A 24,317-nucleotide genomic window follows, 5' to 3' on the forward strand; every position below is an offset into this window, starting at 1 on the left:
AACATTATGTAGCCCAAGATAAAGATTATTGAATATCTGGCCCTGTCCAAATGGCCTTAACAGTTACGTTGCCCGTAGCAGAGACAGTCCCTAACCAATCAATTCCATCTAAAGTGAAAAAAGAATTCGACTCGTTCATTGGAAAGGATAAATCTAAATTTGTTCTATAAAATGAACCTAAATCTTGATTTGGTTTATCCCAAGGCGTTTCAGACCACAAAGCATTTTTTAGAGAGATTTCATTACTATCACAACTAGCTCTAAACTTTGCATCTGTGCCATCACTATTTTTAAATGAAAGATAAGCAGAAAAAGGAACTTTAAATTTATCATCATTTGAGCTAAATAAACAATATGGTTGGCCTTTAAGCATAGTCATAGGCCCTTCTACTTTAGCTGTTATAGAATCAGCTTGTCGTGGTCCACTCGTTGTAACTATATAATTAAATTCGATAGGAGGCTCATCATTACCGACTTTCCCTGTTTTAGATTGATTAGGATTAAAATCAGCTGGAATAATACTAATACCATAATCTCTGGGTTTTATAATCAATGTATTTGATGGAGTGAACTCATAGTAACCGGATTGAGGTACAGCAGTATTTGTAAAAGAAAAAGTAAAAAACTCCTGACTATTAGTAAAATCAACACCAGAAGTAATTAATTGTTTTAAAAAAGTATTAGATAAAAATATTGATACATTTTTATTATTACTTTTAAAGTAATAATTTGCGGGATATGTTGTATTATAATAATACCAGCTATTACTACCATCATCCGGGCCTATTAATATAGTATTTGCAGCTGGTGCAAAAGGTATTAATGTTCGATTTATGGTTAATGCCAATCTAATATTTGCAAATATATCACCTGTTGTTTCATGATCAATTACTTTACAGATAATACCATTTTGATTTGATATAATGCCTATTCGACAAAATTGTGATCCCAAACCTATATTAGGATTACCATTACTGTCAATAAAAATTTCTTGTAATGCGCCTGTTGATGTTAATTTTATATGTCCTGACTTTGTTATATTAAATTCGTGTGAGGCTATAATATTCCCACCAACACTTTGACAAGACTCACCCTTGCTTGGGTCATAATCAATATTAGTCATACAAGCTCTGTAACTATAATTTTCAACTGTACCTACTGGTAATTGAAGAAAGTAATGATAGGCTGAATCGCTAAATATACCTCGTGCGTAATAAGATTCTCCATTAATATTACTTTGGACTATTTTATAAGCCCCATTTTTTCCGATGTACTGAGCTGGCCAGTAACCACTGTTATCTGAACAATAGCCTCGCATGCATCGATTTCCTGTAAATGGCTTGTCTATTTGCGAGTTTTCTAACCAAATATCAATATTTCGATTAGCCTGAATTCCTGTATTCACATATCCCATATAGCCGAGACTAAGTTGAGAAGCTCCCGCATATTTAGTAAATTTATTGGAACCTGAGAAACGAGGATCTGTTGTTCTTGGAGTAATGAAATATTCGTTATCCACATTATTTTCAACAAAAACATAGCTATTTGTTACATTTGCCCCGAGAGCGCTAAATGCCATTAAGTAATTAGCAATAACACATGTAGTTAATGTTAATTTAAGAATTATTCTCATTAAAATACCCTATTATCTTTTTGCCAAGCTAGACTGAGGTTCACAAGTAACCTCTCCGACCCACAATGCACCTCTTGCGCCTTGAAGATCTAAATCTGCTTCACAAATAGTTTGCTGATCATCTTGTAATAACGATATAACTGGATATCTAACATCAACATCCATAGAAAACTCACCATTTGCGTCTGTTTTTGTATGCCCTATATGGTTTCTAATTGCAGCAAATTTAATATATTCACCATCAGGCGATTTTAGACGTCCAAAAACTGTTATAAGTTGTCTGACCTCAGGCTGATAGAGAGCAATATTTCCAGGATATAACGTGACAGATTTATTTCGCCCAGAGATAATGTCAAAGCTGTCTTTTGATTTGCCGTCATTCATTAATTGAATATCATAATCAGAATAAGGAGATAACGGAATAAAGGTATTTTTTCCACTAATTGGATAATTTTGTCCATTTACTTTTGCGACCATACTGCCGCTACCTTTTATATCGGAATTAATAATAACGCCCGATTTACCTTGCTGACCACTAGGCGTGATCATGCCGTCGCTATATGCCACAGAGCCGCGAGAGGTTAAGTTGCCATTAAGTCTATCATTATCGGGGCGATTAATCGTCACAGTACCTGAGTTATATTTAGTATCATAAGAAGCATAGCCTAATGTTGAAAAATCAGATTCACCATTATCTTTATCTCTGACTAATTTGGAAACGGAAACCCCTGCATTGGTAATCACCGAATCTTCAAAATTTTTATTCGCATAAATATTCGCTTTAACATTACCATTTGTAGATGAAACACCAGTGCTTAACCAAGTGGAAAGTGGTAAGGAAAAATCAAGGTTAATATATTTTTCGTTTGTGCTGTTTTGATTATCATAATGATAACGCTGAACGCCTGCTCTTAATCCAACAGTACCATAGCGACCAGAGAATAATGTATTTGCGTATTCATAGTTAATAGAATCACTACCAACACGATTATCTTTCGTATTACTTATAGTAAATGATCCTGTTCTATTAATAATTTTGTCAAAATTAATGGTTCCACCATAAGAATAACTGTCTGCATCGTAGAGTGGTAACTCACCACTCACTATAGTCTTTTCTTTAGATGCCCACAAAGATCCATAGCCTTCAGGAATATTAACAGAGATAGTTGTGATATTACGATGACTTCCATGGTTATCCAATAAACCTTGCCAAGCCACTGAAATATAATTATTTAATGATGCATTTACGCTTGTTTCTTGAACAACAAATTTATCGAATCCATAATTTGACATTTGGAAACGAACCCCCGATAGTACAGGAAAGTTATATGCAAAAGAAACGCCAGCTAAAGCACTTTTCCCCGGCGTTTGGCTATATGAATCATCACCTCTAACATAGTGACGTTTATCAAAATCAATATAACCACCATATATTTCCCAATTCAGTTTGTCGTAATTACCTGTTATCGCACCAAAAGATTTATTAATTGTTTGCTGTTGTGTAGTGACAACTTTACCATCTACAACTGTTTCGATAGTGACGTCGTAAATACCATATGGCAATACACTTGTATCAATTTCAAAATTACCCATTGGAAAATTTTGAATATTTAATAATTTACCTTGTCGATAAATACGGACTTCACCAGGGCTATTTAAAAAAGCATAAATCGGCGTGAGTGATTGCTGTTTATTTGTCACCATACTGGCAGAGTTATTCCCTATTGAAGCTGCATAAATTTTACTACTACTAAGAGCAGTTAAACTGGCAATGGACTGTAAATTCCAAGTACTCATTAATCCAAGAGCAAAACGGAGTCCGTTAAAGTCCCTTTCGTACATTGCACGATATAGCTCAATATTCGAATTAGATTTTCCAATACTATATGCTGAGGCATTAACATTAAAATGATGTTCTGCTGCTGCGAATAATGTATCTAAATTGAAATAACTACTAGATGAGTCTTTAGCATCTTTAACTCGACTCTGAAATACACCTAAATCATAGTTAGCTACCGCTGAGAATGAATTAACTGAAGAATTTCCTAGTAAAGACTGTCTCTCATGTTCTTTTGGTGAAAATGCAGTTTTATCAACATCTAATGATAAATTAAATGAAGAAATGTTTAATTGAAGTGTTGCATTATTATCAATAGCGATATTGTTTTCACCATTAAAAATAACATTTTGCAGGCCTTCAAGATTATCCATTAATAAATTATTAAGCTTTGCGCCTTTATTATTTTCAATGAGATGAATGCTTGCTAATTTAATTTTATCTTGTTCAATAACAATGACTGCATCTGCAATTTTACTATCACTTTGATTCTTTTTAGTATCATCATTTAATCGTAAAAAAACAGGAACAGACATTCCTTCTTCTAGCGCATTAACAAACGCAGGAGGAATAATATATCCACCAATTTTTATGCTTTTAATTCCATTGGCGTAAACTGAATTCGAAAAAACAATACTCAATATTGATAAAGCAATAGCACTCTTACGCATAATTTAAGTCCATTCTTAATTATTTGACAACAATGAACTCTCCTTTGTGCCAAATACCAACGCTTGATTTTTTATTTTTCACATCGACAAATTGTAATTTAACGGCTAAATGTGGCATGAGGTAATAACGCTCGCGACAGATTCCATCCACTCCATATTTTTGTTTTTCTGCTAAACAAGGACCTGAAGCCACTACACGGAATGAGCTATTACCAATATTAGATACTTGTGAATTAATAAATTCATAATTAAATTTTTCAACTCTTGGTGAAACAACAAGAATTGTACTAATTGTTGCCGATGTTGTAGCTGATGCTGATTTTGAACTTTTTGTTACACCACTTTCACCAATAGGATCATCTTTCCAATTTAATCGATAATAACGTTCTTTATCATCCATTGGACCTTGATAAATAATCTTAAATACATCTTTTGCTTTACCAGGAAGAATTAAGTTTGCAGGTGTTGATAAAATTTCATTAGGGTCATTTACAGAAATAACTTTTCCATTTTCTAGTGGAGAATCGATTTTTTCTATTGTTAAATTTACTAACCTTGCTGTATCAACCGTATTTTCAATTTCTTTTGCTAGTGTATCTTCATCAGCTGATATTATTTCGGTGATATTACCTACATTAACAGCAAAACTGTTTTTTAATGGTAGAATTGATAATAAAATTAATGCAAAAATTATTTTTTTCATAATAAAATTTCTATTTATAGAAGGATAAAGATATTATTTCCTTATAATATCTTTATCTTAATATCAGTTATAAAATTTAGGAAAAATTAAGATTCTGGATTAGGTGCTGGAGTAAAAGAACCATCCCAAGTTGCAGTAAATTGAACTTTCACATCACCATCCCATGTACCGTCTGTGAGAGAACTAAAGTCTGTTGCTGCACCTGCAGCTTCTGCATTTGCAATCACAAAAGTGAATTCACCACGATCTGTTGCACGATCAGAACTATTATAAACACCATCAGCAGCTAAATTGTCTAAACCTGAAGTCAATCCAGTAGATGTATCAATTAATACAGTATCAGAATCTTTAGTTAAATCTTCCCCGTTCCATTTAACACCTACTGTTAATTTAGAATCATCTGTTGTTCTTGCTAAAGTATTAGCAATAATTTTAGATGCTAATTTAAAATCTGTAGCACCAGACTGGCCTTGAATAGCAATATCAAATGCGCCGTTTTGCTGATTGAAGCTTTTTTGACCTTCGGCATAATTAAAAGTAAGGCTTTTTAATGGAGTAACAACTAACATACTCGTTGTATCTTTAATTGCTGTTGCTTGCCATGTTGCTGTTGCTTGAGCAGTACGAGTTTCAGCATTAGCAACGGTAGCAAAAGAAGCTGCAATAACTGTTGATAATAAAATAGTACCCAATTTTTTATTTAGCATATTATTCTCTCTAATTAAAATGAACATCAAAAATTAATTACATAGTATAAAAAACACTTTTAACCGTGCTTTTTATAAAATATAATCATCCTATGTTATTAATTAACACAGAAACTTTTATTATTAAAAAATAAAATTAAGAAGTTTTTGCTTTATTTCTAATTGATTCACTCTCCATATACTTAAATAGTTCAATCCATTTTTTATCTAATACAATTAAATACTGGTCTAACTGATCTAATGTTAGTGAAGTCATCCCTGTTTCATAACGCGATACCTGCTGCTGGCTAACATTTATTAATTTAGCTACATCTTTTCCTGTTAAGTTTTTATCTTTACGAGCCTTTCTTAAAAAGCAACCTACTCTATTACTTAGTATATTATTTTTCATATGGTGCCTACTATAAAAACTTAATTTCTGCATATTTAATTTTCGTTAATAATAAATATATTAAAATAAGAGTAAAAGTGTTATAACCAATCAAAAACAACATAACAATAGATAGAAGCAATCAAAAAGTCATTAAAACGTGATAAATATCAACTAAATACCAATTTTACGCGTAAACGGAGTGTTTTTAGTTTTTATAAGCGTATGATTAGTAATATTAAATTAAATGTTTTTATTTTTTTGTGTTTTATAGATAAAAATTTATTATCTATTATGTTTAAATATATGTAATCATAATAAAACCGAGTAAAATCCAATAAAATATTACATTTTATTACAATTCAATAAATATATTCATACTTTAAAGTTAAGATAATACACATTAAATGCGTGTAAGTGGAAGTTCAAATAAAATTAATACAAATTAAATTTGTAAGATTTATTTCTATATAAAAAAAACACTAAAAAAACAAGAACAATCTTAACGCGGTATATAAAAAAAGAAATTCACCAAGTAAAAACAATATGGTTAATCGAATAACCATTAATTTAGTTTAATTATTTTTTACTCTTGGTTATTGCAGTCATATTTATAGAGCTAGAAATTAATTTATATATATACTGATTAGCGCTATCTAATTTTCATTAAAAAATCTTAAATCAGTTAAATTCTATGCTTGCTTATATAATGATATAATCTATATCTAATTTTGTATTATCATTCTATTTTTAAGTAAGCAAGGCCGCCTATAAAGCTTTAAAATAACTCGTAAAGAGTAATAATAAAATTGCAAAAATGCTCTTAGCTTATTAATTCTTTTCCACTTAGCTCATACTAAAGCCACTGTAGTTTATTTTAGGATTGCATTTTACTTTTAGCCTTTCATTCGTCTCACAGATGGAATCTATTTAAAATATTTATTAGTTTTTATTATATTAATTTCGGTATATCCTTTTAATTTAATCACATAAATAGTAAATTAATAGATGTTATCACTAAACATTAATTAAAATTAATAATATTTTTAATATAACTTGTCTATGAAGTAGGTGCTACAAATCAATTTCTATAAGAAAATATAAAGATTAATACTAGTTAACCAGAAAAATTAAAATCCAAAATTATATTTTGTGAAATACGTAACTATAAAAAACAAAATAAAAACAATCACTAAGAACCATTTTCTCAAAAAGATAATCCTCCACATACTAATCCATAACACAACAAGCACAAAGCACCATACCATCGAACCACAACAGTAATAAAAACTAACAAATCAAACAAATACAGACAAAAAAATCAAAATAAAAACAAAATAGATAAAGGCGCAGAATTTTATTGCAAAAAACGATAAGGTATAGTAAGTATGACAAACAAAATCAAAATGTAAAATATCACTTCTAAATGTAACAAAAAAATGGAGGTAGGTATGAAAAAAGCTAACCTCATATCAGTAACTGCAGGAGTTAAATTAAAAAAACTCAGAATAGAAGCAGGATATAAAATATCTGAATTTGCTGCACTAATTCAAAAAAGTGAGCAACAGCTAATACGCTATGAGTCAGGCATAACAAAAATCGACTTAGAAACACTATTTTTGTATCTAAAGGCCTTAAATGCAAATATGTGCGATTTTATGCAGTCTCTATCTTTAGAATTTGAGGAAGAAGATCAAAAACATTTGTGCATATATAAAGAAAAAAATAAATTTAATAGCCAACTTGCAGACATTAATTATTAACATTATATAGGAGCATCTAAATACAAGATGCTTCTATAATAATTACCAAATAACTATAGACTTTATTGACATCCTAAAGTTAGTGCGAACCTAGCTTACTAACAGATGTGTATAACAATACCTATCTTTTATGAACGTATTAAGCTTCCCTAACCCAAGCTCTTATCCGTATCAAATATCTCTTTGTTTCTAATGATATTTATCAGCTGAAAAAGAAATCATAACGCGTTACAAAACCGCAAGATACATGAAAAAACAGCAACTTGCTTTACAAGGCAACCCAATGAAGATATTCCCTTTATTGAATCTGCTTGGCTAATTCATCTCACATATAAAATTTTTAGCATACCTACTAGATGCTTTTAAGCTCAAATCCTAATATTTTAGTCAGCATAAAAAGCATATTCTTTACTTCTCAGAGAGATTAAACAACTCTAGATAAGGTCTGATACTGTTTATGGCTATAGAAAGATATGCCGAATTTTGCGACACTGAAAGAAATTATTATAATAATCTGATTGTTAAAGTATTTTATCAATGCCTAAAACGAGAAAAGGTGATTTAACTTTAGAAAGGAGATGTATAGACAGTGTTTGACATATAATGATGCTCTAGAACATTCAATACTGTCATGATTAGACAAAATAGCATACTTCAGTAGAGCACAAAAAAATGCATAATGATGGTTAATTGATGTCTATTGATTGGTGGTAACTCATACATATAAAAGTATCTAACTAATATTGGGTTATATTGAATAATTGCTCAGGTAGAAGGCAGCACAAGAGCGCATATGAAACATATATATTCTTATTTAATCGTTTTTCTAATAGCTTTAGTCTCATACATTGGGGGATTGCTAACACCTGTTTCATCTCATAGTAAAATGGAGCCTGAAGCGCGTGCTAAAGAATCTGTTCTTGATTTATTAGCATATCCCGCTGCTGCTAGCTTTAGGAATATGACTTACCATAGTTTTAGAAGTGATAGTCATGGTCGTGAAATAGGTTTTTATTGTGGGGAAGTCTTTGGATTCGAAAATGAGTTACCTTATGGATTCAAACGTTTTTTTGTTAGAACACTAAAACACTCTAACGGTGATATAGATATATCAATCCCTATGGCAGAAAAAATTGATGACATGTTATCACAAGATGAATTTGATAGCCTTTGGGAAACTCGTTGTGTAACAAAGAAATGATAAATAAAATCTATTATATATTGATATAAATAATAGATTCATCTAGTCAGCTCCAAGTACAATATCCAGGGCAACTAATTGATATTAAATGATTATCACCAAAAAAATATATCTATTTCATGATGAAATCACCAAAATAAAAATGATTTTTTTCATAAAAAAATACTAATTTATACTTGTATTATTATCATAAGAAGTTTAGAAAGATACACCCTATCAAACAAAGATTGAGATTATTACCAGATTATGCTTCCCGCGTAAAAAAATTTTCTATTACTAATAGCATCTTCTCTGTCCTCCCCGCTTTTGCAGTTTGATGACGATACATTGCATAATATATCTAATCACATTAACATAAAAAAATTTAGCTTGATTACGTTTTTAAGGAAGAAAACTAGTTGATATAATCAATATTGTCATGATACTTATTACACTTATTAATAGCTAAAAACACAATCCATTAATTATCTTAATAAATCAATACTTTATAGAATTAGACCATATTTCTTCGAAATATTTAGATTGTCATTCTGTCATTGATACAAAGACTTATAGAACTAGGCCAAACTTGATGGGTTAAACTCATTAGCAGACGGTTATAAATAACTTTTTAGGCAATTTATAGTCGTGCAACACATACAGTTTGACGGATGTGATTACTACGTGTACGTTATATATATTAATATTAGGAGAAAATATGGAGCCACTTCAGCTGTTTAAAATTCTAGGTGACAATACAAGATTAGATATCGTGTTGCTTTTGAAAGCATCAGGTGAGCTGTGTGTTTGCGATATTTATACGACCTTAAATTTATCGCAACCAAAGACTTCTCGGCACCTAGCAATGCTAAGAGAATCAGGTATTTTGCTCGATTCAAAGCATGGCAAATGGGTTCATTATCGATTATCTCCGGCATTACTACCTTGGGTGAAGAGTATCATTGATGTCACTTACGCCACAGAGAAAAATAGAGTTGCAGGTTTGCTTAAGAGTCTAGAGACAAAAGAGTCTGCGAGTAGCTGTTCTATATAAAAATTTTTAAGTTAACATATTCGAAAAATCATATATAAGGTTGAGGTATGAAAAAACTAGAAGTATTTGATCCCGCATTATGTTGTAGCACTGGTGTTTGCGGAACCGAAGTCGATCAAGCATTGGTAGACTTCGCAACAGATGTGGATTGGTTAAAAAAACAAGGGGCAAGTATAAGGCGTTTTAATTTAGCGCAAGAGCCTATAGAGTTCGTTAACAACACAAAAGCAAAAATATTTTTGGAAACCGCAGGTGCCGAGTCACTTCCACTATTGATTCTTGATGGTGAGATTGTGCTGACTGGTCGATACCCAAAACGACATGAGCTAGCAAGATGGTTTGGTATTCGACCGAATATTGAAAAAGTCGAAATTGTTAAATCGTGTTGTGGTAATGGTACAACGTGTTGTTAACAGGAGCAATAAAATGAAATTTTTAAATAACACACCTAATTATTTATTTTTTACTGGAAAAGGTGGTGTGGGTAAAACCTCTATTTCCTGTGCGACCGCAATTAAGTTGGCTGAAAAAGGGAAAAAAGTCTTACTGGTGAGCACTGATCCAGCTTCTAATGTTGGGCAAGTATTTTCTCAATCGATAGGCAACAATATTAAGCCAGTAACATTGGTTCCAAATCTATTTGCTATTGAAATAGACCCTCAAACCGCAGCCGAAGAATATCGAAACAAAATTATTAATCCAATCAAAGAAAGTTTACCTGAAGCGGTAATTCAGAGTATTACGGAACAGCTATCAGGTGCCTGTACCACAGAGATTGCAGCTTTCGATGAATTTACTGGGTTGTTAACCAATACCGAAATTACAGAGCAATTTGACCATATCATTTTTGATACCGCACCAACGGGGCATACCATCCGTTTATTACAACTCCCGAGTGCATGGAGTGATTTTATTAGTGACAATCCTGATGGTGCGTCATGTTTAGGGCCAATGTCTGGTCTTGATAAACAACGTGAGCAGTACAGCATGGCGGTGGAAGCGCTGAGTGATAAATCACTAACAAGGCTAGTCTTGGTTGCACGACCTCAGTCTGCCGCATTGAGGGAAGTCGCAAGAACCTATAGTGAGTTATCATCTCTGGGTATCAAAAATCAGCAATTGATTGTCAATGGTGTTTTCCCTGAAACTGCGGTGACTGAAAATGATAAGTTATCCCATGCGCTGTACTCTCGTGAACAAGCGGCATTAGAGTCTATGCCTGAAGCACTACGCTCGTTACCTGTCGATATTCTTTATTTACAAAAGATCAATATGGTGGGTGTCGATGCACTGAAGCAGTTGTTATCTAATGACATGCCACAAATTCCAACTATTACCCCGACAAAACAACCTATTTCTTTACCTACCTTGTCAGAACTGATTGGCGAAATATCTCAGCAACAGCATGGGCTGATTATGTTAATGGGCAAAGGGGGTGTAGGGAAAACAACGATTGCGGCATCAATCGCAGTTAAATTGGCAGAAAAAGGGCTTGATGTACATCTGACCACATCTGATCCAGCAGCACATATTGAATCAACCCTCGATGGTGTTTTACCCAACCTTCAAGTTAGCCGAATTGACCCTATCGCTGAAACTGAGCGTTATCGTAATTATGTCTTAGAAACCAGAGGGAAAGATTTAGATGCCGAGGGGCGTGCATTACTTGAGGAAGATTTACGCTCTCCATGCACAGAAGAAATTGCGGTATTTCAGGCTTTTTCTCGCATCATTAGAGACGCGGGTAAACGTTTTGTCGTCATGGATACTGCACCGACTGGGCATACATTATTACTTCTGGATGCAACAGGGGCATACCATAAAGAAATTGCTAAAAAAATGGGTGAAAAAGGCCACTATTTAACGCCGATGATGCAATTACAAGATCCTGAACGCACCAAAGTTATTATTACGACTCTCGCTGAAACAACGCCTGTGCTTGAGGCGGAAAATTTGCAAAATGATTTAATACGGGCAGACATACATCCGTGGGCGTGGGTGATCAATAACAGTTTATCTATCACGGAAACAACATCACCATTGTTACTTTTAAGAGCAGAACAGGAAGTCGCTCAGATTGAAAAGGTGACATCAACATTGGCAAAACGTGTTGCTATCGTTCCTTTGCTTGAAACAGAGCCTGTGGGGATATCTGCATTAAGTCAGCTCGCAGAATAAGTTTTATTTTCTAAAAATAAAAGGTGCGGAAAAGCACCTTTTAAATGAGGTTGTTATGTTTATTGCCGCTTTAATTTTTATTTTAACGATCACCTTTGTTATTTGGCAGCCTAAAGGACTGGGTATTGGCTGGAGTGCAACGGCAGGGGCAGTTTTAGCCCTTATTTTTGGTGTCATTAGCTTTCAAGATATTCCAATCGTTTGGAATATTGTGTGGAATGCCACGGCGACATTTGTTGCCGTCATTATCATTAGCCTACTTTTAGATGAAAGTGGCTTTTTTGAATGGGCTGCATTACATGTTGCCAAGTGGGGCTGGGGTAAAGGAAAGCTATTATTCAGTTATATCGTGTTACTTGGTGCAACTGTTGCCGCCTTATTTGCCAACGATGGTGCGGCATTGATATTAACGCCCATTGTGATTGCGATGTTATTGGCACTTGGTTTCAACAAAGGCACGACATTAGCATTTGTCATGGCTGCTGGGTTCATTGCAGATACGGCAAGTTTGCCGCTGATCGTTTCGAACCTCGTGAATATCGTTTCTGCGGACTTCTTTAATATTGGATTTACGGAATATGCCTCGATTATGGTGCCTGTGGATATTGCAGCAATTGTTGCAACACTCGTGATGCTGCATTGGTTTTTCCGTAAAGATATTCCTAAACAATATGATGTTACCAAACTGAGTGAACCAACTTTAGCCATTAGGGACATAACAACGTTTAAAGCAGGATGGCTGGTATTGGTACTGCTACTTATTGGTTTCTTTGTCTTAGAACCATTAGGTATTCCAGTGAGTGCAATTGCGGCTATTGGCGCCTTAATTCTTTGGGTGATTGCAGCCAGAGGCCATACGATTAATACCAAAAAAGTGTTACGTGGAGCACCGTGGCAAATCGTCATTTTTTCTTTAGGTATGTACTTGGTTGTTTATGGTTTAAGAAATGCAGGGTTAACCGATTATCTTTCTGAAACGCTCAATTACCTTGCCGATAAAGGGTTATGGGCAGCTACTCTAGGCACTGGATTTATTACCGCATTTTTATCATCCATAATGAATAACATGCCAACGGTATTAATTGGTGCGCTATCTATTGAAGGGAGTGATGCGACAGAGTTAATCCAACAGGCGATGGTTTATGCCAATGTGATTGGTGCCGATTTAGGGCCAAAAATTACACCAATTGGCAGCTTGGCAACATTGTTATGGTTGCATGTTTTATCACAAAAGAACATGACCATTACATGGGGATATTATTTTAAAACGGGGATCATCATGACACTCCCTGTGCTCATTGTCACTCTCGTTGCTTTAGTGCTTCGACTTTCACTGTTAAATTAAGGCTAACCGAATGAATGAAATTACCATTTATCACAATCCAAATTGTGGCACTTCACGCAATACGCTTGCTATGATCCGCAATAGTGGTGTTGAGCCAACGATTATTTATTACCTGGAAACACCGCCGTCTAAGGATATGTTAGTACAACTTATTGCCGATATGAAAATCACGGTAAGGACGTTACTACGAAAAAATGTTGAACCTTATGAACAATTAAACTTAGAAAAAGATATTTATACCGATGACCAACTCATTGATTTTATGTTGCGGTACCCAATACTGATTAATAGACCCATTGTTGTTACGCCAATAGGAACTAAACTTTGCCGACCTTCAGAAGTCGTATTAGAGATATTACCTCATCCGCAACAGCGTGAGTTTATCAAAGAAGATGGCGAGCTTATTATAGACAAACAAGGTGTCAGAGTTAAGTAACGCTCTGACAATACTTATCATGGTGAGCGTATTAATGTATAGTACCAATACGCTCATGCTAATCGGGTACTTAATTACGTACTGTTAGTCTTGATTTTTAAAAACTTACTATCAATAGGAACAGATAATTACACTATGCGTCTTACGCCACCCTGAGATCCCCTCCTCCTTTTAGGTTGATACTAAATCAGCCAATTTCGTCATCCCTTCTTAGGGATAATTTCGCTTATTTAAAATACACTCGCCCATCATGGGATAGATAGATTACAAGGTAGTCCAATATGCTGTTGTCCTCCTCTCGTCAGGACTGGCTAGGTAACATCCGTGGGGATGTGCTTGCCGGTATTGTTGTTGCTTTAGCGTTAATTCCTGAAGCAATCGCTTTTTCAATTATTGCCGGCGTCGACCCTAAAGTCGGGTTATACGCAGCATTTTCTATTTCAGTGATTATTGCTGTTATCGGGGGACGCCCCGGTATGATTTCCTCCGCAACGGGAGCAATGGCACTTTTAATGGTCGTTCTTGTGAAAGAACATGGCCTTCAGTATCTATTAGCCGCGACGGTTTTAACCGGGATATTTCAAGTTATCGCAGGATATTTAAAGCTCGGTAATTTAATGCGGTTTGTTTCACGCTCTGTCGTAACAGGGTTTGTTAATGCGTTAGCTATCTTGATTTTTTTAGCCCAACTTCCTGAGTTAACCCATGTGAGTTGGCATGTTTATGCGATGACCGCGGCAGGCTTAGGGATTATCTATCTGTTTCCATTAATCAATAAGACCATTCCTTCACCATTAGTGTGTATCGTTGTATTAACGGTCATTTCAATAGGCCTTGGCCTTGATATCCGCACCGTCGGGGATATGGGGGCTTTACCCGATAGCTTACCTATTTTCCTTTTACCCGATGTGCCAATAAACGTAGAAACACTCATTATCATACTACCTTATTCGCTCGCTCTTGCGGTTGTTGGGTTACTTGAGTCGATGATGACCGCAACGATTGTGGATGATTTGACCGATACAACCAGTGATAAAAATAGAGAATGTAAAGGGCAAGGTATTGCCAATATTGCCACCGCTTTTATTGGCGGGATGGCAGGATGTGCCATGATAGGTCAATCCATCATCAATATTAAATCGGGTGGTCGAGGTCGATTATCGACACTGGTTGCAGGCGTTGTTTTATTGCTAATGGTAGTTTTTCTTAATGATTGGGTATCAAAAATTCCAATGGCGGCCTTAGTTGCTGTGATGATTATGGTATCAATTGGGACCTTTTCTTGGCAATCCCTTGCTGATATACGAGTTCATCCGCTATCAACCAGCGTTGTTATGATAGCCACAGTAATTGTTGTCGTTTGGACCCATAATCTGGCTTATGGGGTACTTGTCGGAGTGCTCATTGCAGCGCTTAATTTTGCCAATAAAGTGGCGAGATACATGACAGTTACATCAACGCTAGATAAAAAAGTGCGCCATTATGGAGTTCGGGGGCAAATTTTCTTTGCCACATCAGAACGCTTTGTTAATGCCTTTGATTTTAAAGAAGACATTGATAAAGCGATTATCGATGTGAATCAAGCTCATTTTTGGGATATCACCTCAGTCAGTGCGTTAGATAAAGTGGTGATTAAGTTTAGACGTGAAGGGATTGATGTTGAAATTAAGGGGATGAATGAAGCCACCGTAACGTTGGTTGATAAATTTGGTATTCATGACGATCCGAAAAAAATTGAAAAATTCATGGGAGGTCATTAATTATGGCAGCAGATATCATTCAAAAAAATTGCGTAATTGGGTGTATTGACCGTTCGTCCTCGGCAATTGCTGTATGTCACGCCAGTGCTTGGATAGCTCAAACACTCGACCTACCACTGACACTGTTACACATGAATGAAAAAATCTCGACATCAGCACACCATGATTTAAGTGGGATCATCGGATTTGATACCCGAGAAACTTTATTGAATGAACTCGTGGATATTGAGGAAAAGCGAGCGCGTTTAACCCGTGAGGAAGGCCGACAATTATTGATGAGTGCAAAAAAAATCACTCAAGATTTAGGTCTTCATGATGTTAATACACTTCAGCGACAAGGAACGTTAGCCGAAGTGCTAAATCAAGAAGATACGCATATTGTTGTACTTGGTCGTCGAGGCGAGCAATCTGAATTAACGGGCCATATTGGCCGTCAACTCGAAGGCATTATTCGACTTCAAAAAAACTCAGTGCTTATCTGTAAGCGAAACTTTACCCCACCGAAAAAGATAATGATTGCATTTGATGGCAGTGAGGAAGGTGAACGAGTCATTCATCGGTTAACACAAGTGAAATTATTAGCTGGTAGTGATTGCTATCTGGTGATGTACGGTAACCAAGACTGTCAGCTCAAAAAAGCACAAAACCAACTTCATCAAGCCGGTATTCAGGTGAAAGTCAATTTACTTGAGGGTGACAATAGCATCGTTGATGAGTTGTGTAACTTTGCAGTACAACACCATATTGATTTGATCATCATGGGGGCTTTTGGTCATTCGCGATTGAGGCAATTTTTTACCGGAAGTCATACAACAGATATGATACATAAAACGTCCGTGTCATTACTCATCATTCGTTAGTCTTTTCGTCTATAGTCATTATTACCAAGAGAGGTGACTCGCTTTCGTCACCTCTCTATCATAATAAATGGCTACGATTTATCGACAATATGAATAAAATGAATGTGTTTTTCATATTGATCGAGGATATCATGAATAATCTGCGCTTCACTCCATCCCATAATATCGTAGTCTTGCCCACCTTCCTTTAAATAAACTTCAGCACGGTAATATTTCTGAGACTCATTATTTTCATCATCATCCATACCCACTAATGCAAAAGAAGGCGTCAAATAGTCTCGTAATCGTATTTCATAGAGAAAATTGAGGTTCTCACCAAATTGTACTTCAAGAGTCACCCTATCGTCTTTCTCATTATGGATAGCGGCCTCGGTCCCCTGCTTTTCCAACTCAGTAACGACAGACTGCATAGCCGGCTCAATCACTTCCGCCATGAAACGTTTAACTTGATTACGTTTAGGGAAAAAAGCTATTTTACGTAATCGACGTTGCCATGATAATCCCCCTCGCCCAGTACTTGGTGCTAAGGTAGCAAGCTGTTGACTGTCTTTTTTATACACATCAATACGTAAGGCTTTTAGTAATCCGACAATAGCAATCAATAAAATAATTGCAAAAGGTAGTGCGGTAGCTATCGTCATGGTTTGCAATGCCGTTAATCCGCCTGCCAGTAAAAGTGTGATTGCAACAGCACCCATCAAAAAGGCCCAAAAAATACGTTGCCAAACGGGAGTGTGTATTTCACCACCAGAGGCTAATGTATCGACAACCATCGCTCCAGAATCCGCAGATGTCACAAAAAAAACAATGACCATCAACATAGCGACAAAAGAAAGAACAGATGAAAATGGAAAGTAATTTAAAAATTCAAATAAGGCGAGAGCAACATCTTTTTGTACGACTTGTGCCAACATTTCTGCTCCATTATCACGGATCAAATGTATGGCACTATTTCCAAAAAAAGTCATCCAAAGCAGTGTAAACCCAGCAGGAACAAACAAAACACCTGTAACAAACTCACGAATAGTACGGCCTCGAGAGATCCTCGCAATAAACATGCCCACAAAAGGGGACCATGAAAGCCACCATCCCCAATACAATAATGTCCATCCCCCCAACCATTCACTCGATTGCGGCTCATAGGCATAAAGATTGAAGGTTTTATTAATGATATCTGAAAGATAAGCTCCGGTATTTTGGACAAAAGATTTAAGTAACAGTACTGTCGGGCCTAAAATCCCAATTAATAATAATAATAAACCCGCTAAACTTAGATTGAGTTCAGAGAGAATTCGTATGCCTTTATCTAAACCACTGACGACTGATAACGTCGCTAATCCCGTAATCACAACGATCAAAATTACTTGCATCGTTGGACTGACAGGAAAACCGAATAAGTGCGCTAATCCTGCGTTGACTTGCAAAACACCAAATCCAAGCGAAGTTGCAACCCCAAAAACGGTACCAACAACAGCAAAAATATCAACAGCATGTCCCATTGGGCCATAGATACGTTCACCAATGATGGGATAGAGAGCTGAACGCAATGTAAGCGGTAAGCCATGTCGATAACTAAAAAAAGCGAGAATTAAGGCGACAATGGCATAAATAGCCCAGGCATGTAAACCCCAATGGAAAAATGTAATTTCCATTGCTTCTCTTGCAGCTTGAACCGTTTGTGGGTCTCCAACAGGGGGAGCAAGATAGTGCATTACTGGCTCAGCTACCCCGAAAAACATGAGTCCAATACCCATTCCTGCGGAAAACAACATAGCAAACCAGGAAAGATAGCTAAACTGTGGTTGAGCATGATCTGGACCGAGTTTAATTTGGCCAAATCGAGAGAGTCCTAAATAGGCGACTGTCAATAAAATCAATGCGACGGCTAGAATATAAAACCAACTGGCATTCTCAAAAAGTTGAGCTTGTAGGGCTTTTAACAAAATTTCAGAACGTTGAGGAAAAATAGCGGCTACTGCAACGACGCATAAAATAATAAAGGCAGAAATAAAGAAAACGGGCGGATTTATTTTCCCCCACTTTCTTGTTTTTTCTGATGATAATGGCATTCTATTTCCTTTTAAATGAGTAAAAATCATTATCATAACTTGAGTATGATAACGTTATATTATCGAATTAAAACATTATTTCACAAGTTACTTGATTCTAAAAATGTAACTTTCTGTATTATTTAATGTACCTTTATTAAGAAATATATAGATATATAGGTTAATGAAATGATTAATTTCATTATAACTACCATAGTTGAATTCTAATTATCATTTAATCTAATAGACCTGATTTGTAGTTTTACATTAGAAACCTATACAGATTTCATCTAACGATACTATTGAATTATTTTTTTATTTATTAGCATGTTATTTCATTATCAACATTGACCTCATATTTTTAAAGCTCCTACCGACATCATCCGCCCGAAGGGCTGTAGACGGCAAACAGTGTGTCAGAGAACAATATTAGGTTAGGGCCGTCGAGACCCGCGTTAGCGGTATTAGGCTGTTTAATTCCCCTATCTATCCCCTGTCCTAGTTAAGCCCAGTGAAATTAAAACGATAATTTGATTTCCTTGCCCCTTTGAAAAACGCAGTGAGACGGACGAGAGGCGTAGCCTCGATGAACGGCTGTAGCTGCGCGTTAAGGTGGCCAATGGCCAGCTTTACGGGGGCAATGGCACGGTGCGGAAGCTATGTTCTGAGCGACAGGCATTTATGGCTTGTAAGCGAAGGCTTTATTGGTTTTATCTCTTTAGAGCGTGCGGCTTGAAAAAGCAGAGCCGCAACTCCTTATTTATAAGGTCGTTTAGTTCAGAACCTAAAAACGAATTTAACTGTAAAAGACCAATACCCTTCGAAGGTAATTGGAAAAGAAAACAACATTCGAAGTTAATGGGATAAATAAAGAACGAATATGTAGGTGCCTTCATTATCGGGATGAATGAGAAGCATAAAGTGACAAGAATTTCGCTTAAAAAATAAGAGAACCAAATTTAGGGTGAACAAAACCCCCGCCAATTAAGACGGTAATTTAAAAAGAAGGATTAGGCGTCAGGTAAATGCGCTAGATAGTAAAGATAAATCGCCTGGCCTTGAATACTCGGGTATAACGCTTTCATTTCACGCTCAAATGCCATAACCGCGGCTATCGGTTGTGTCACTCGCCACGCTTCAAAACGCCGCCATGCCGCATGCTCCGGACTTTCTGGCGCGCGGGTACTTTGCGCTAAAGCTTTCTTTTCCTTCAACGCCTTCGCTAAATGTTTTTTCTCTTGTTTGAGTGCATTATCTTCCCCAATCACAAGTGTTTTGAGCTTGTTAAGTAAGTTGCGAAGCTTGTGCTTATTATCGAGGGATGCCACATTTGCACGGGCGAGCCGTAACACATGCTGCGCATACCGTTTTTGGTAGCTCTCTTTTAATCCCTTCTTTTCCATCCAGCGACTAAAGCTGGATACCACACCCCGCAGCTCCAACGGTGAAAAACCGAGTCCATGAAAAAACTCCGGACGTATCCAAATCCGCATCGCTTTGTATTGCTTGGCTTCGATATCAAAATCGCGGTCAATCACAATGAGTTTGGCTTGCTCCCAATCACGCAGTGCATGCAATATCGGGTCGTAACTTTTACGCCCACTATCATAGCGATACAGTTGACCACACAACTCTGCCAACTTCTCCACTGAGCACATCACTTCGAATAATGCATCACTTTCTGGGTTGTAATCCGCATAGGCAATCATTGCCATCGCTAACGCACCAAAGGTTTCTCGACGCTCTGAGCGCACCGATATCCGCTGCTTTCGGCTATAACGCAGTTGGTAAATATGCGGGTTGCGATTCCAGTCATGCCGTTTTAACGCCGCGGCAAAACGACGTACGGGCACCAGTTTAGGTAATTCGCCTAAAAATTTTGGTGTGTAATGTCGATGAATTTTACCGACAGAACAAGGAATTACAGAAATTGAGGTCTCATTAGACATGCATCTCCGCACTTATGTTGTACGGAAGGAGTTGAATTTTTTTGCGCATAATTCTATACTCCCCATTAGGAGTTCAACATTACCCCTAACAGAATTGTTCTGATGACCCCTGATAATCTTTCAGTCCGCCAAGATAGAGAAGATTACAGGGGTTTTCTATTTGTGGGTTCCCAGCACATTTCGTGTGTTACATCCCATGTCTTGCCACCTTATAGCGTGGTCACTTTAGGCTTAATTTCTTTTATTCTTTATTTATATTATCAAAATACGTCTGCATTACAGTTTGAATTGTTTCATCTAGTTTTTCCTGTAATTGTTTTGGCATCCGATTAAATTCGTAACTAAATCCTCGATCCTTTACTCGTTTTCTGGCATAAGTATTCTTATCTTCAAAACCCCAAAGTTGTTTTACTGTCACTTCATTTTTTTTATTTTTAGAGACTAACTGATCTGTAATATTTTTTAATGTAGTTAAAATTGTTTTCTTTAACTCATCAGGTGCTATTTTGTTTATGTCTATTAGTCTTTCAATTCTTTCATTAACGTCATTAATGATGTCTTTCTTAATAAGCTTTTTTGAATCAATGAGTTGGTCTATAGTAAGCAGTAATTTATAATCGCTATAAGCCAATTCAGATTGAACAGGGAATAATGCAATAATGTCATCTGTTACCGAAGCTGCTTGAATTGCTCGCGTAACCTTTGCCGCTGATAAATTCTCAAAAAGAGCAATCTCTTTTTGTGACATCCCCTTCTCTCGTAACTTTAAAAGCCGCAGTCCAACTTCTCTTAAGTTATGTTCTTTTGAAGTTTGAATATCGAGAGCCAATTGCCTAGCATCATCATTACTGATTTCTGAATCAGTGACTAAAACAGATAATCCAACATGACATAATAAAGCAGCGGCACGTCGTCTTGAGCCATCTAAAATTTCGATTTTTCCATTTATTTTGTGACCAATAGCAGGAAAAAATTGTTGTAACTTAATGGTTCTTGTAATATCCGCAAGTGACTCTGGCGTTAATGCGTTTTGATCTCGACCATTAACTAAGAACCTTACAAAAGTTTTCTCTGCTAATTCATCGGCAGGAATGTCAGTCAAATAAAAAATAGCTGACTTACCTGATTTAAGCATAAAACGTTGTGAGTGCTTTTGATCTGTTGCTAAATGCGTTAACGTTGAGGCACTCAACGTTCTTCCGATAGTTTTTCTTTTAGTTTGCATAATAACCTCTATTCATGCGAAGAAATTCCACCCGATCAAAAACAGCTTTAGAGAAGTCTTCCGCAGCAATTTTTGCACTTTTTAACGCTTCAGCACTGCCAATGTATGTGGCTGGATTAGCAGAAACAACCGTGTCAAATGATTCGCCGCAACGTTCAAACCCATCGAGTCTTGGCAAGGCAACATCTAACATATCTCCACCAAAAATTTCCTTTGCTAAACTATGGCATAATTTATGATCTGTTTTATTGACTAATTTAGACATAAACCCAATGTTACTGATCAAGTTAACGCTTACCCCCGTTGATTCTATCAAGTCAATGAGCTCGGGTAAGCGAGTTAAATATTTTAATGTTGAGTGAAAATCAACTTGTGCAGGTGGTACCGGCGTCATTAAGATATCTGCTGCTGCGATTGCATTAGATAAAAAAGCATCAAGATGAGGACCACTATCAATAAAAATAAAATCATAATCTTGCTTAATTTTATTGATAATATTCTCACGTAAAACAGTATAAATATTATGCCCAGGTAAATGTTCCGCACACAACAACTCCCATTGAGATGCAATAAATGCATCTTCAATAGACGCTGGGATAACATCTACGCCTTGTACAACAGAAGGTAAAATAAACTCGTTAAATAATTCCTCACGGCTAACATTCTGTAACATTGCCTGAGCGGCTGTTGTATCAACAGTTCCAATAGATTGCATATGATCCAAAAACATCGTTGCAGATGCCTGAGGGTCAAGATCTATCACTAAGATCCTAAGATCCTCATATATAAGATGAGGGTGCGTACGTAATGCATGCGCTAATGATACTGTACTGACGGTTTTTGATACCCCTCCCTTTAAATTACCAACAAAAAAAGTAAACGCTTCAGAATAACGATCACGGTATTTTGGTACACCACGGTGATGATAAATATCGATAATATTTTGGATCGTCATCGCATATTTTGATGCTGTCCCGGCTTGTCTTTTCTCAAACAAGTATCCATCATTCTCCATTTCATTGACGGCATAATCGACACTAGCTCGAGTAAGTTTAGGCAATTTAGCGACCGCAGCTTTAGAGTAAACTTGATAATAAGTCGTTTCATTGAGTTCTTCTTTTTGCGATTGAACTTGAGATGTCAATGACTGTAACAATCTTACAGAACGGCTTGCAATTTTGTTGAACTGATTATTTACCCTAACCATGCTAGATAATCTCCGTATGCAGCATTCTTAACTAGAAAGAATAATCCTACATAAGTTAGATATTGTAAACAACCTTTTCAGAATTATTTTATCCCCATCAAGAAATAAACCATAACGAATTGATAAATATACAGTTAATTATAAAAACGGGAATGTATTTCAGTCTGAAATCGCCAATGTTAATAGATCTTAGGAAAATTAAAATTAAGAAGATATTTTATATTTAGTAAAAAAAATTACTAATATTAAAATTAAATAAGTAAATATTTATTATTTTAAAATTAATTTACTTATGTAATATTATTCTTTAAAAATCACTCTCCCCATCATTTTGGTCACTATAATTTATTGATTTTTATTATAATTATTAAATTTTAACTGTGTATTTCAATCTGAAATCACCATGATATTGAAAATATAATTTCCAATATAGTTATCTAAAAGAAATATCAAAATGCAACATCGTATCTAGAGTGAATATTTTCGTATATATATCTGTAGAACTTGACTTTTTATGTCCTAAATATGCTTGGATGACCTTCATCGGGACACCATTAAAAATGAGGTGCATCGCAAAACTGTGCCGAAATGTTTTGCAGGTGATCGGATTAACAACATATGAAGCACCATTCACTTCCGCTTGTTCAACCGCAGAACGTAGCCAATTTCGGACCGTGTTATCACTTTGGATTGGCCAAATCTGGCTTTGATTCTTCAATCGCATCGTCGCAAAGTAACTTTTCATCAATTGCACATATTGAGGATCAAAGAGTGCAACAATCCGTTTAGGCCGAGATTTAACCTTTGTTTGACCAACGCTTGTTTGCCTTTCCCGCTGCTTGAGTGTCCTTAACACCACAAAAGGAGTTTCTTCATCTAAGTAAAAATCCCCTTTCGTTAATGCCAACGCTTCATGGATACGAGCGCCCGTATTCCATAACGTATCAATCAACGTACGCTGATGCAGATCGGGAATAAATTGTAAAAGTTGATTCACTTCTGGGGCCAATAAATATTTTGGACAATCTAACTCTGCTGCAATGGCCAAATTTCGTAATTGTCGCACACGCTCTAGATAACCATTTTGTAAAAGGGCTTGAGATTGTCGCTGTAAAATTGATTTACCACTTTCAGGTTTGACCGGAAAAAAAGCAGACATAATACATTACCTTAATAATCACTATACTTATAGTTACCTTTAATATTATCGTCTATTGAAATTAAAGGTGACGCGGTAACAGAAAAATCGCGCACACGCGCATGACGATCATCGGATCCTTTCACCTTTTAGAGCCGATTTTTAACTCTGCTAAATTTAGGTATTATTGCGTTTTTTCCCTTAAACCGCAATAAGTTACATAACACGGATAATATTAATCATTCAAAAAAAC

General features: G+C 35.9%; 19 protein-coding genes. 9 read left to right on the forward strand and 10 right to left on the reverse strand.

Annotated features, from left to right (window positions below; genetic code table 11):
• Positions 1 to 25: 25 nt before the first annotated feature.
• The 5 genes from PR767_RS13580 to PR767_RS13600 all read right to left on the reverse strand — a co-directional run bounded on the left by PR767_RS13580 (position 26) and on the right by PR767_RS13600 (position 5,942).
• Positions 26 to 1,579, reverse strand: a complete 1,554-nt coding sequence (locus tag PR767_RS13580) for a fimbrial protein (protein ID WP_371021572.1) — start codon at positions 1,577 to 1,579, stop codon at positions 26 to 28.
• A gap of 66 nt (positions 1,580 to 1,645) precedes the next feature.
• Positions 1,646 to 4,141 carry a TcfC E-set like domain-containing protein gene (locus PR767_RS13585; RefSeq protein ID WP_198635236.1) on the reverse strand — a complete coding sequence of 832 codons (2,496 nt, stop codon included), beginning with the start codon at positions 4,139 to 4,141 and terminating at the stop codon, positions 1,646 to 1,648.
• Positions 4,142 to 4,160: 19 nt separating this feature from the next.
• Positions 4,161 to 4,844: a hypothetical protein gene (locus PR767_RS13590; protein ID WP_110593008.1), complete on the reverse strand. Its 684-nt coding sequence runs from the start codon at positions 4,842 to 4,844 to the stop codon at positions 4,161 to 4,163.
• An 86-nt stretch (positions 4,845 to 4,930) separates the two neighbouring features.
• Positions 4,931 to 5,551, reverse strand: a complete 621-nt coding sequence (gene ecpA, locus PR767_RS13595; RefSeq protein WP_272520437.1) for a common pilus major fimbrillin subunit EcpA — start codon at positions 5,549 to 5,551, stop codon at positions 4,931 to 4,933.
• Positions 5,552 to 5,687: 136 nt separating this feature from the next.
• On the reverse strand, positions 5,688 to 5,942 hold the full coding sequence (locus PR767_RS13600; protein WP_110593006.1) for a helix-turn-helix domain-containing protein: 255 nt from the start codon (positions 5,940 to 5,942) through the stop codon (positions 5,688 to 5,690).
• 1,430 nt (positions 5,943 to 7,372) lie between these two features.
• On the opposite strand from PR767_RS13600, the gene PR767_RS13605 reads away from it, so the two are divergent.
• From PR767_RS13605 to PR767_RS13645, 9 genes are all read left to right on the forward strand, one after another.
• Positions 7,373 to 7,684 carry a helix-turn-helix domain-containing protein gene (locus PR767_RS13605; protein WP_110593005.1) on the forward strand — a complete coding sequence of 104 codons (312 nt, stop codon included), beginning with the start codon at positions 7,373 to 7,375 and terminating at the stop codon, positions 7,682 to 7,684.
• 793 nt (positions 7,685 to 8,477) lie between these two features.
• Entirely contained in the window at positions 8,478 to 8,885 is a 408-nt protein-coding gene (locus tag PR767_RS13610) for a hypothetical protein (protein WP_110593004.1), read from the forward strand.
• Positions 8,886 to 9,582: 697 nt separating this feature from the next.
• Entirely contained in the window at positions 9,583 to 9,918 is a 336-nt protein-coding gene (locus PR767_RS13615; RefSeq protein ID WP_110593003.1) for a metalloregulator ArsR/SmtB family transcription factor, read from the forward strand.
• Between the two features lie 47 nt (positions 9,919 to 9,965).
• Positions 9,966 to 10,331: an arsenite efflux transporter metallochaperone ArsD gene (arsD, locus tag PR767_RS13620; protein ID WP_110593002.1), complete on the forward strand. Its 366-nt coding sequence runs from the start codon at positions 9,966 to 9,968 to the stop codon at positions 10,329 to 10,331.
• Between the two features lie 13 nt (positions 10,332 to 10,344).
• Positions 10,345 to 12,096 carry an arsenical pump-driving ATPase gene (arsA, locus tag PR767_RS13625; protein WP_272520439.1) on the forward strand — a complete coding sequence of 584 codons (1,752 nt, stop codon included), beginning with the start codon at positions 10,345 to 10,347 and terminating at the stop codon, positions 12,094 to 12,096.
• Positions 12,097 to 12,151: 55 nt separating this feature from the next.
• Positions 12,152 to 13,441, forward strand: coding sequence for an arsenic transporter (locus PR767_RS13630; RefSeq protein ID WP_198635328.1), 1,290 nt, complete (start codon positions 12,152 to 12,154; stop codon positions 13,439 to 13,441).
• A gap of 10 nt (positions 13,442 to 13,451) precedes the next feature.
• Positions 13,452 to 13,877, forward strand: coding sequence for a glutaredoxin-dependent arsenate reductase (arsC, locus tag PR767_RS13635; protein ID WP_198642054.1), 426 nt, complete (start codon positions 13,452 to 13,454; stop codon positions 13,875 to 13,877).
• Positions 13,878 to 14,158: 281 nt separating this feature from the next.
• Entirely contained in the window at positions 14,159 to 15,637 is a 1,479-nt protein-coding gene (locus PR767_RS13640; protein WP_272520440.1) for a SulP family inorganic anion transporter, read from the forward strand.
• A 2-nt stretch (positions 15,638 to 15,639) separates the two neighbouring features.
• Positions 15,640 to 16,497, forward strand: coding sequence for a universal stress protein (locus PR767_RS13645; protein WP_198642055.1), 858 nt, complete (start codon positions 15,640 to 15,642; stop codon positions 16,495 to 16,497).
• Positions 16,498 to 16,568: 71 nt separating this feature from the next.
• Here PR767_RS13645 and PR767_RS13650 read toward each other — a convergent pair whose 3' ends face one another.
• The 5 genes from PR767_RS13650 to PR767_RS13670 form a co-directional block, all read right to left on the reverse strand.
• Positions 16,569 to 18,566 (reverse strand): BCCT family transporter, encoded by a 1,998-nt coding sequence (locus PR767_RS13650; protein ID WP_198642056.1) that lies wholly within the window; start codon positions 18,564 to 18,566, stop codon positions 16,569 to 16,571.
• 989 nt (positions 18,567 to 19,555) lie between these two features.
• The gene (locus PR767_RS13655) at positions 19,556 to 20,494 is read right to left on the reverse strand and encodes a RepA family replication protein (protein WP_272520441.1); all 939 of its coding nucleotides are present in this window, start codon (positions 20,492 to 20,494) and stop codon (positions 19,556 to 19,558) included.
• A 241-nt stretch (positions 20,495 to 20,735) separates the two neighbouring features.
• Positions 20,736 to 21,719, reverse strand: coding sequence for a ParB family protein (locus tag PR767_RS13660; protein ID WP_123382871.1), 984 nt, complete (start codon positions 21,717 to 21,719; stop codon positions 20,736 to 20,738).
• Complete coding sequence (locus tag PR767_RS13665; RefSeq protein WP_110592996.1) at positions 21,709 to 22,926, reverse strand: AAA family ATPase; 1,218 nt, start codon at positions 22,924 to 22,926, stop codon at positions 21,709 to 21,711. Before PR767_RS13665 ends, PR767_RS13660 begins: the two co-directional genes overlap by 11 nt.
• A 433-nt stretch (positions 22,927 to 23,359) precedes the next feature.
• Entirely contained in the window at positions 23,360 to 24,085 is a 726-nt protein-coding gene (locus tag PR767_RS13670; protein ID WP_272520442.1) for a tyrosine-type recombinase/integrase, read from the reverse strand.
• Positions 24,086 to 24,317: the final 232 nt, after the last annotated feature.

Source organism: Providencia sp. PROV223, assembly GCF_028479245.1.
Lineage (GTDB): Bacteria > Pseudomonadota > Gammaproteobacteria > Enterobacterales > Enterobacteriaceae > Providencia > Providencia rettgeri.

What these genes read in the sequence shown, in the direction of transcription:
- arsC (WP_198642054.1), top strand. Translation starts at nt 13,452, where the DNA reads ATGAATGAAATTACCATTTATCACAATCCAAATTGTGGCACTTCACGC.
- PR767_RS13660 (WP_123382871.1), bottom strand. Translation starts at nt 21,719, where the DNA reads ATGCAAACTAAAAGAAAAACTATCGGAAGAACGTTGAGTGCCTCAACG.
- arsD (WP_110593002.1), top strand. Translation starts at nt 9,966, where the DNA reads ATGAAAAAACTAGAAGTATTTGATCCCGCATTATGTTGTAGCACTGGT.
- PR767_RS13670 (WP_272520442.1), bottom strand. Translation starts at nt 24,085, where the DNA reads ATGTCTGCTTTTTTTCCGGTCAAACCTGAAAGTGGTAAATCAATTTTA.
- PR767_RS13600 (WP_110593006.1), bottom strand. Translation starts at nt 5,942, where the DNA reads ATGAAAAATAATATACTAAGTAATAGAGTAGGTTGCTTTTTAAGAAAG.
- PR767_RS13580 (WP_371021572.1), bottom strand. Translation starts at nt 1,579, where the DNA reads ATGGCATTTAGCGCTCTCGGGGCAAATGTAACAAATAGCTATGTTTTT.
- PR767_RS13665 (WP_110592996.1), bottom strand. Translation starts at nt 22,926, where the DNA reads ATGGTTAGGGTAAATAATCAGTTCAACAAAATTGCAAGCCGTTCTGTA.
- ecpA (WP_272520437.1), bottom strand. Translation starts at nt 5,551, where the DNA reads ATGCTAAATAAAAAATTGGGTACTATTTTATTATCAACAGTTATTGCA.
- PR767_RS13605 (WP_110593005.1), top strand. Translation starts at nt 7,373, where the DNA reads ATGAAAAAAGCTAACCTCATATCAGTAACTGCAGGAGTTAAATTAAAA.
- PR767_RS13585 (WP_198635236.1), bottom strand. Translation starts at nt 4,141, where the DNA reads ATGCGTAAGAGTGCTATTGCTTTATCAATATTGAGTATTGTTTTTTCG.
- PR767_RS13645 (WP_198642055.1), top strand. Translation starts at nt 15,640, where the DNA reads ATGGCAGCAGATATCATTCAAAAAAATTGCGTAATTGGGTGTATTGAC.
- PR767_RS13610 (WP_110593004.1), top strand. Translation starts at nt 8,478, where the DNA reads ATGAAACATATATATTCTTATTTAATCGTTTTTCTAATAGCTTTAGTC.
- PR767_RS13655 (WP_272520441.1), bottom strand. Translation starts at nt 20,494, where the DNA reads ATGTCTAATGAGACCTCAATTTCTGTAATTCCTTGTTCTGTCGGTAAA.
- arsA (WP_272520439.1), top strand. Translation starts at nt 10,345, where the DNA reads ATGAAATTTTTAAATAACACACCTAATTATTTATTTTTTACTGGAAAA.
- PR767_RS13640 (WP_272520440.1), top strand. Translation starts at nt 14,159, where the DNA reads ATGCTGTTGTCCTCCTCTCGTCAGGACTGGCTAGGTAACATCCGTGGG.
- PR767_RS13590 (WP_110593008.1), bottom strand. Translation starts at nt 4,844, where the DNA reads ATGAAAAAAATAATTTTTGCATTAATTTTATTATCAATTCTACCATTA.
- PR767_RS13650 (WP_198642056.1), bottom strand. Translation starts at nt 18,566, where the DNA reads ATGCCATTATCATCAGAAAAAACAAGAAAGTGGGGGAAAATAAATCCG.
- PR767_RS13630 (WP_198635328.1), top strand. Translation starts at nt 12,152, where the DNA reads ATGTTTATTGCCGCTTTAATTTTTATTTTAACGATCACCTTTGTTATT.
- PR767_RS13615 (WP_110593003.1), top strand. Translation starts at nt 9,583, where the DNA reads ATGGAGCCACTTCAGCTGTTTAAAATTCTAGGTGACAATACAAGATTA.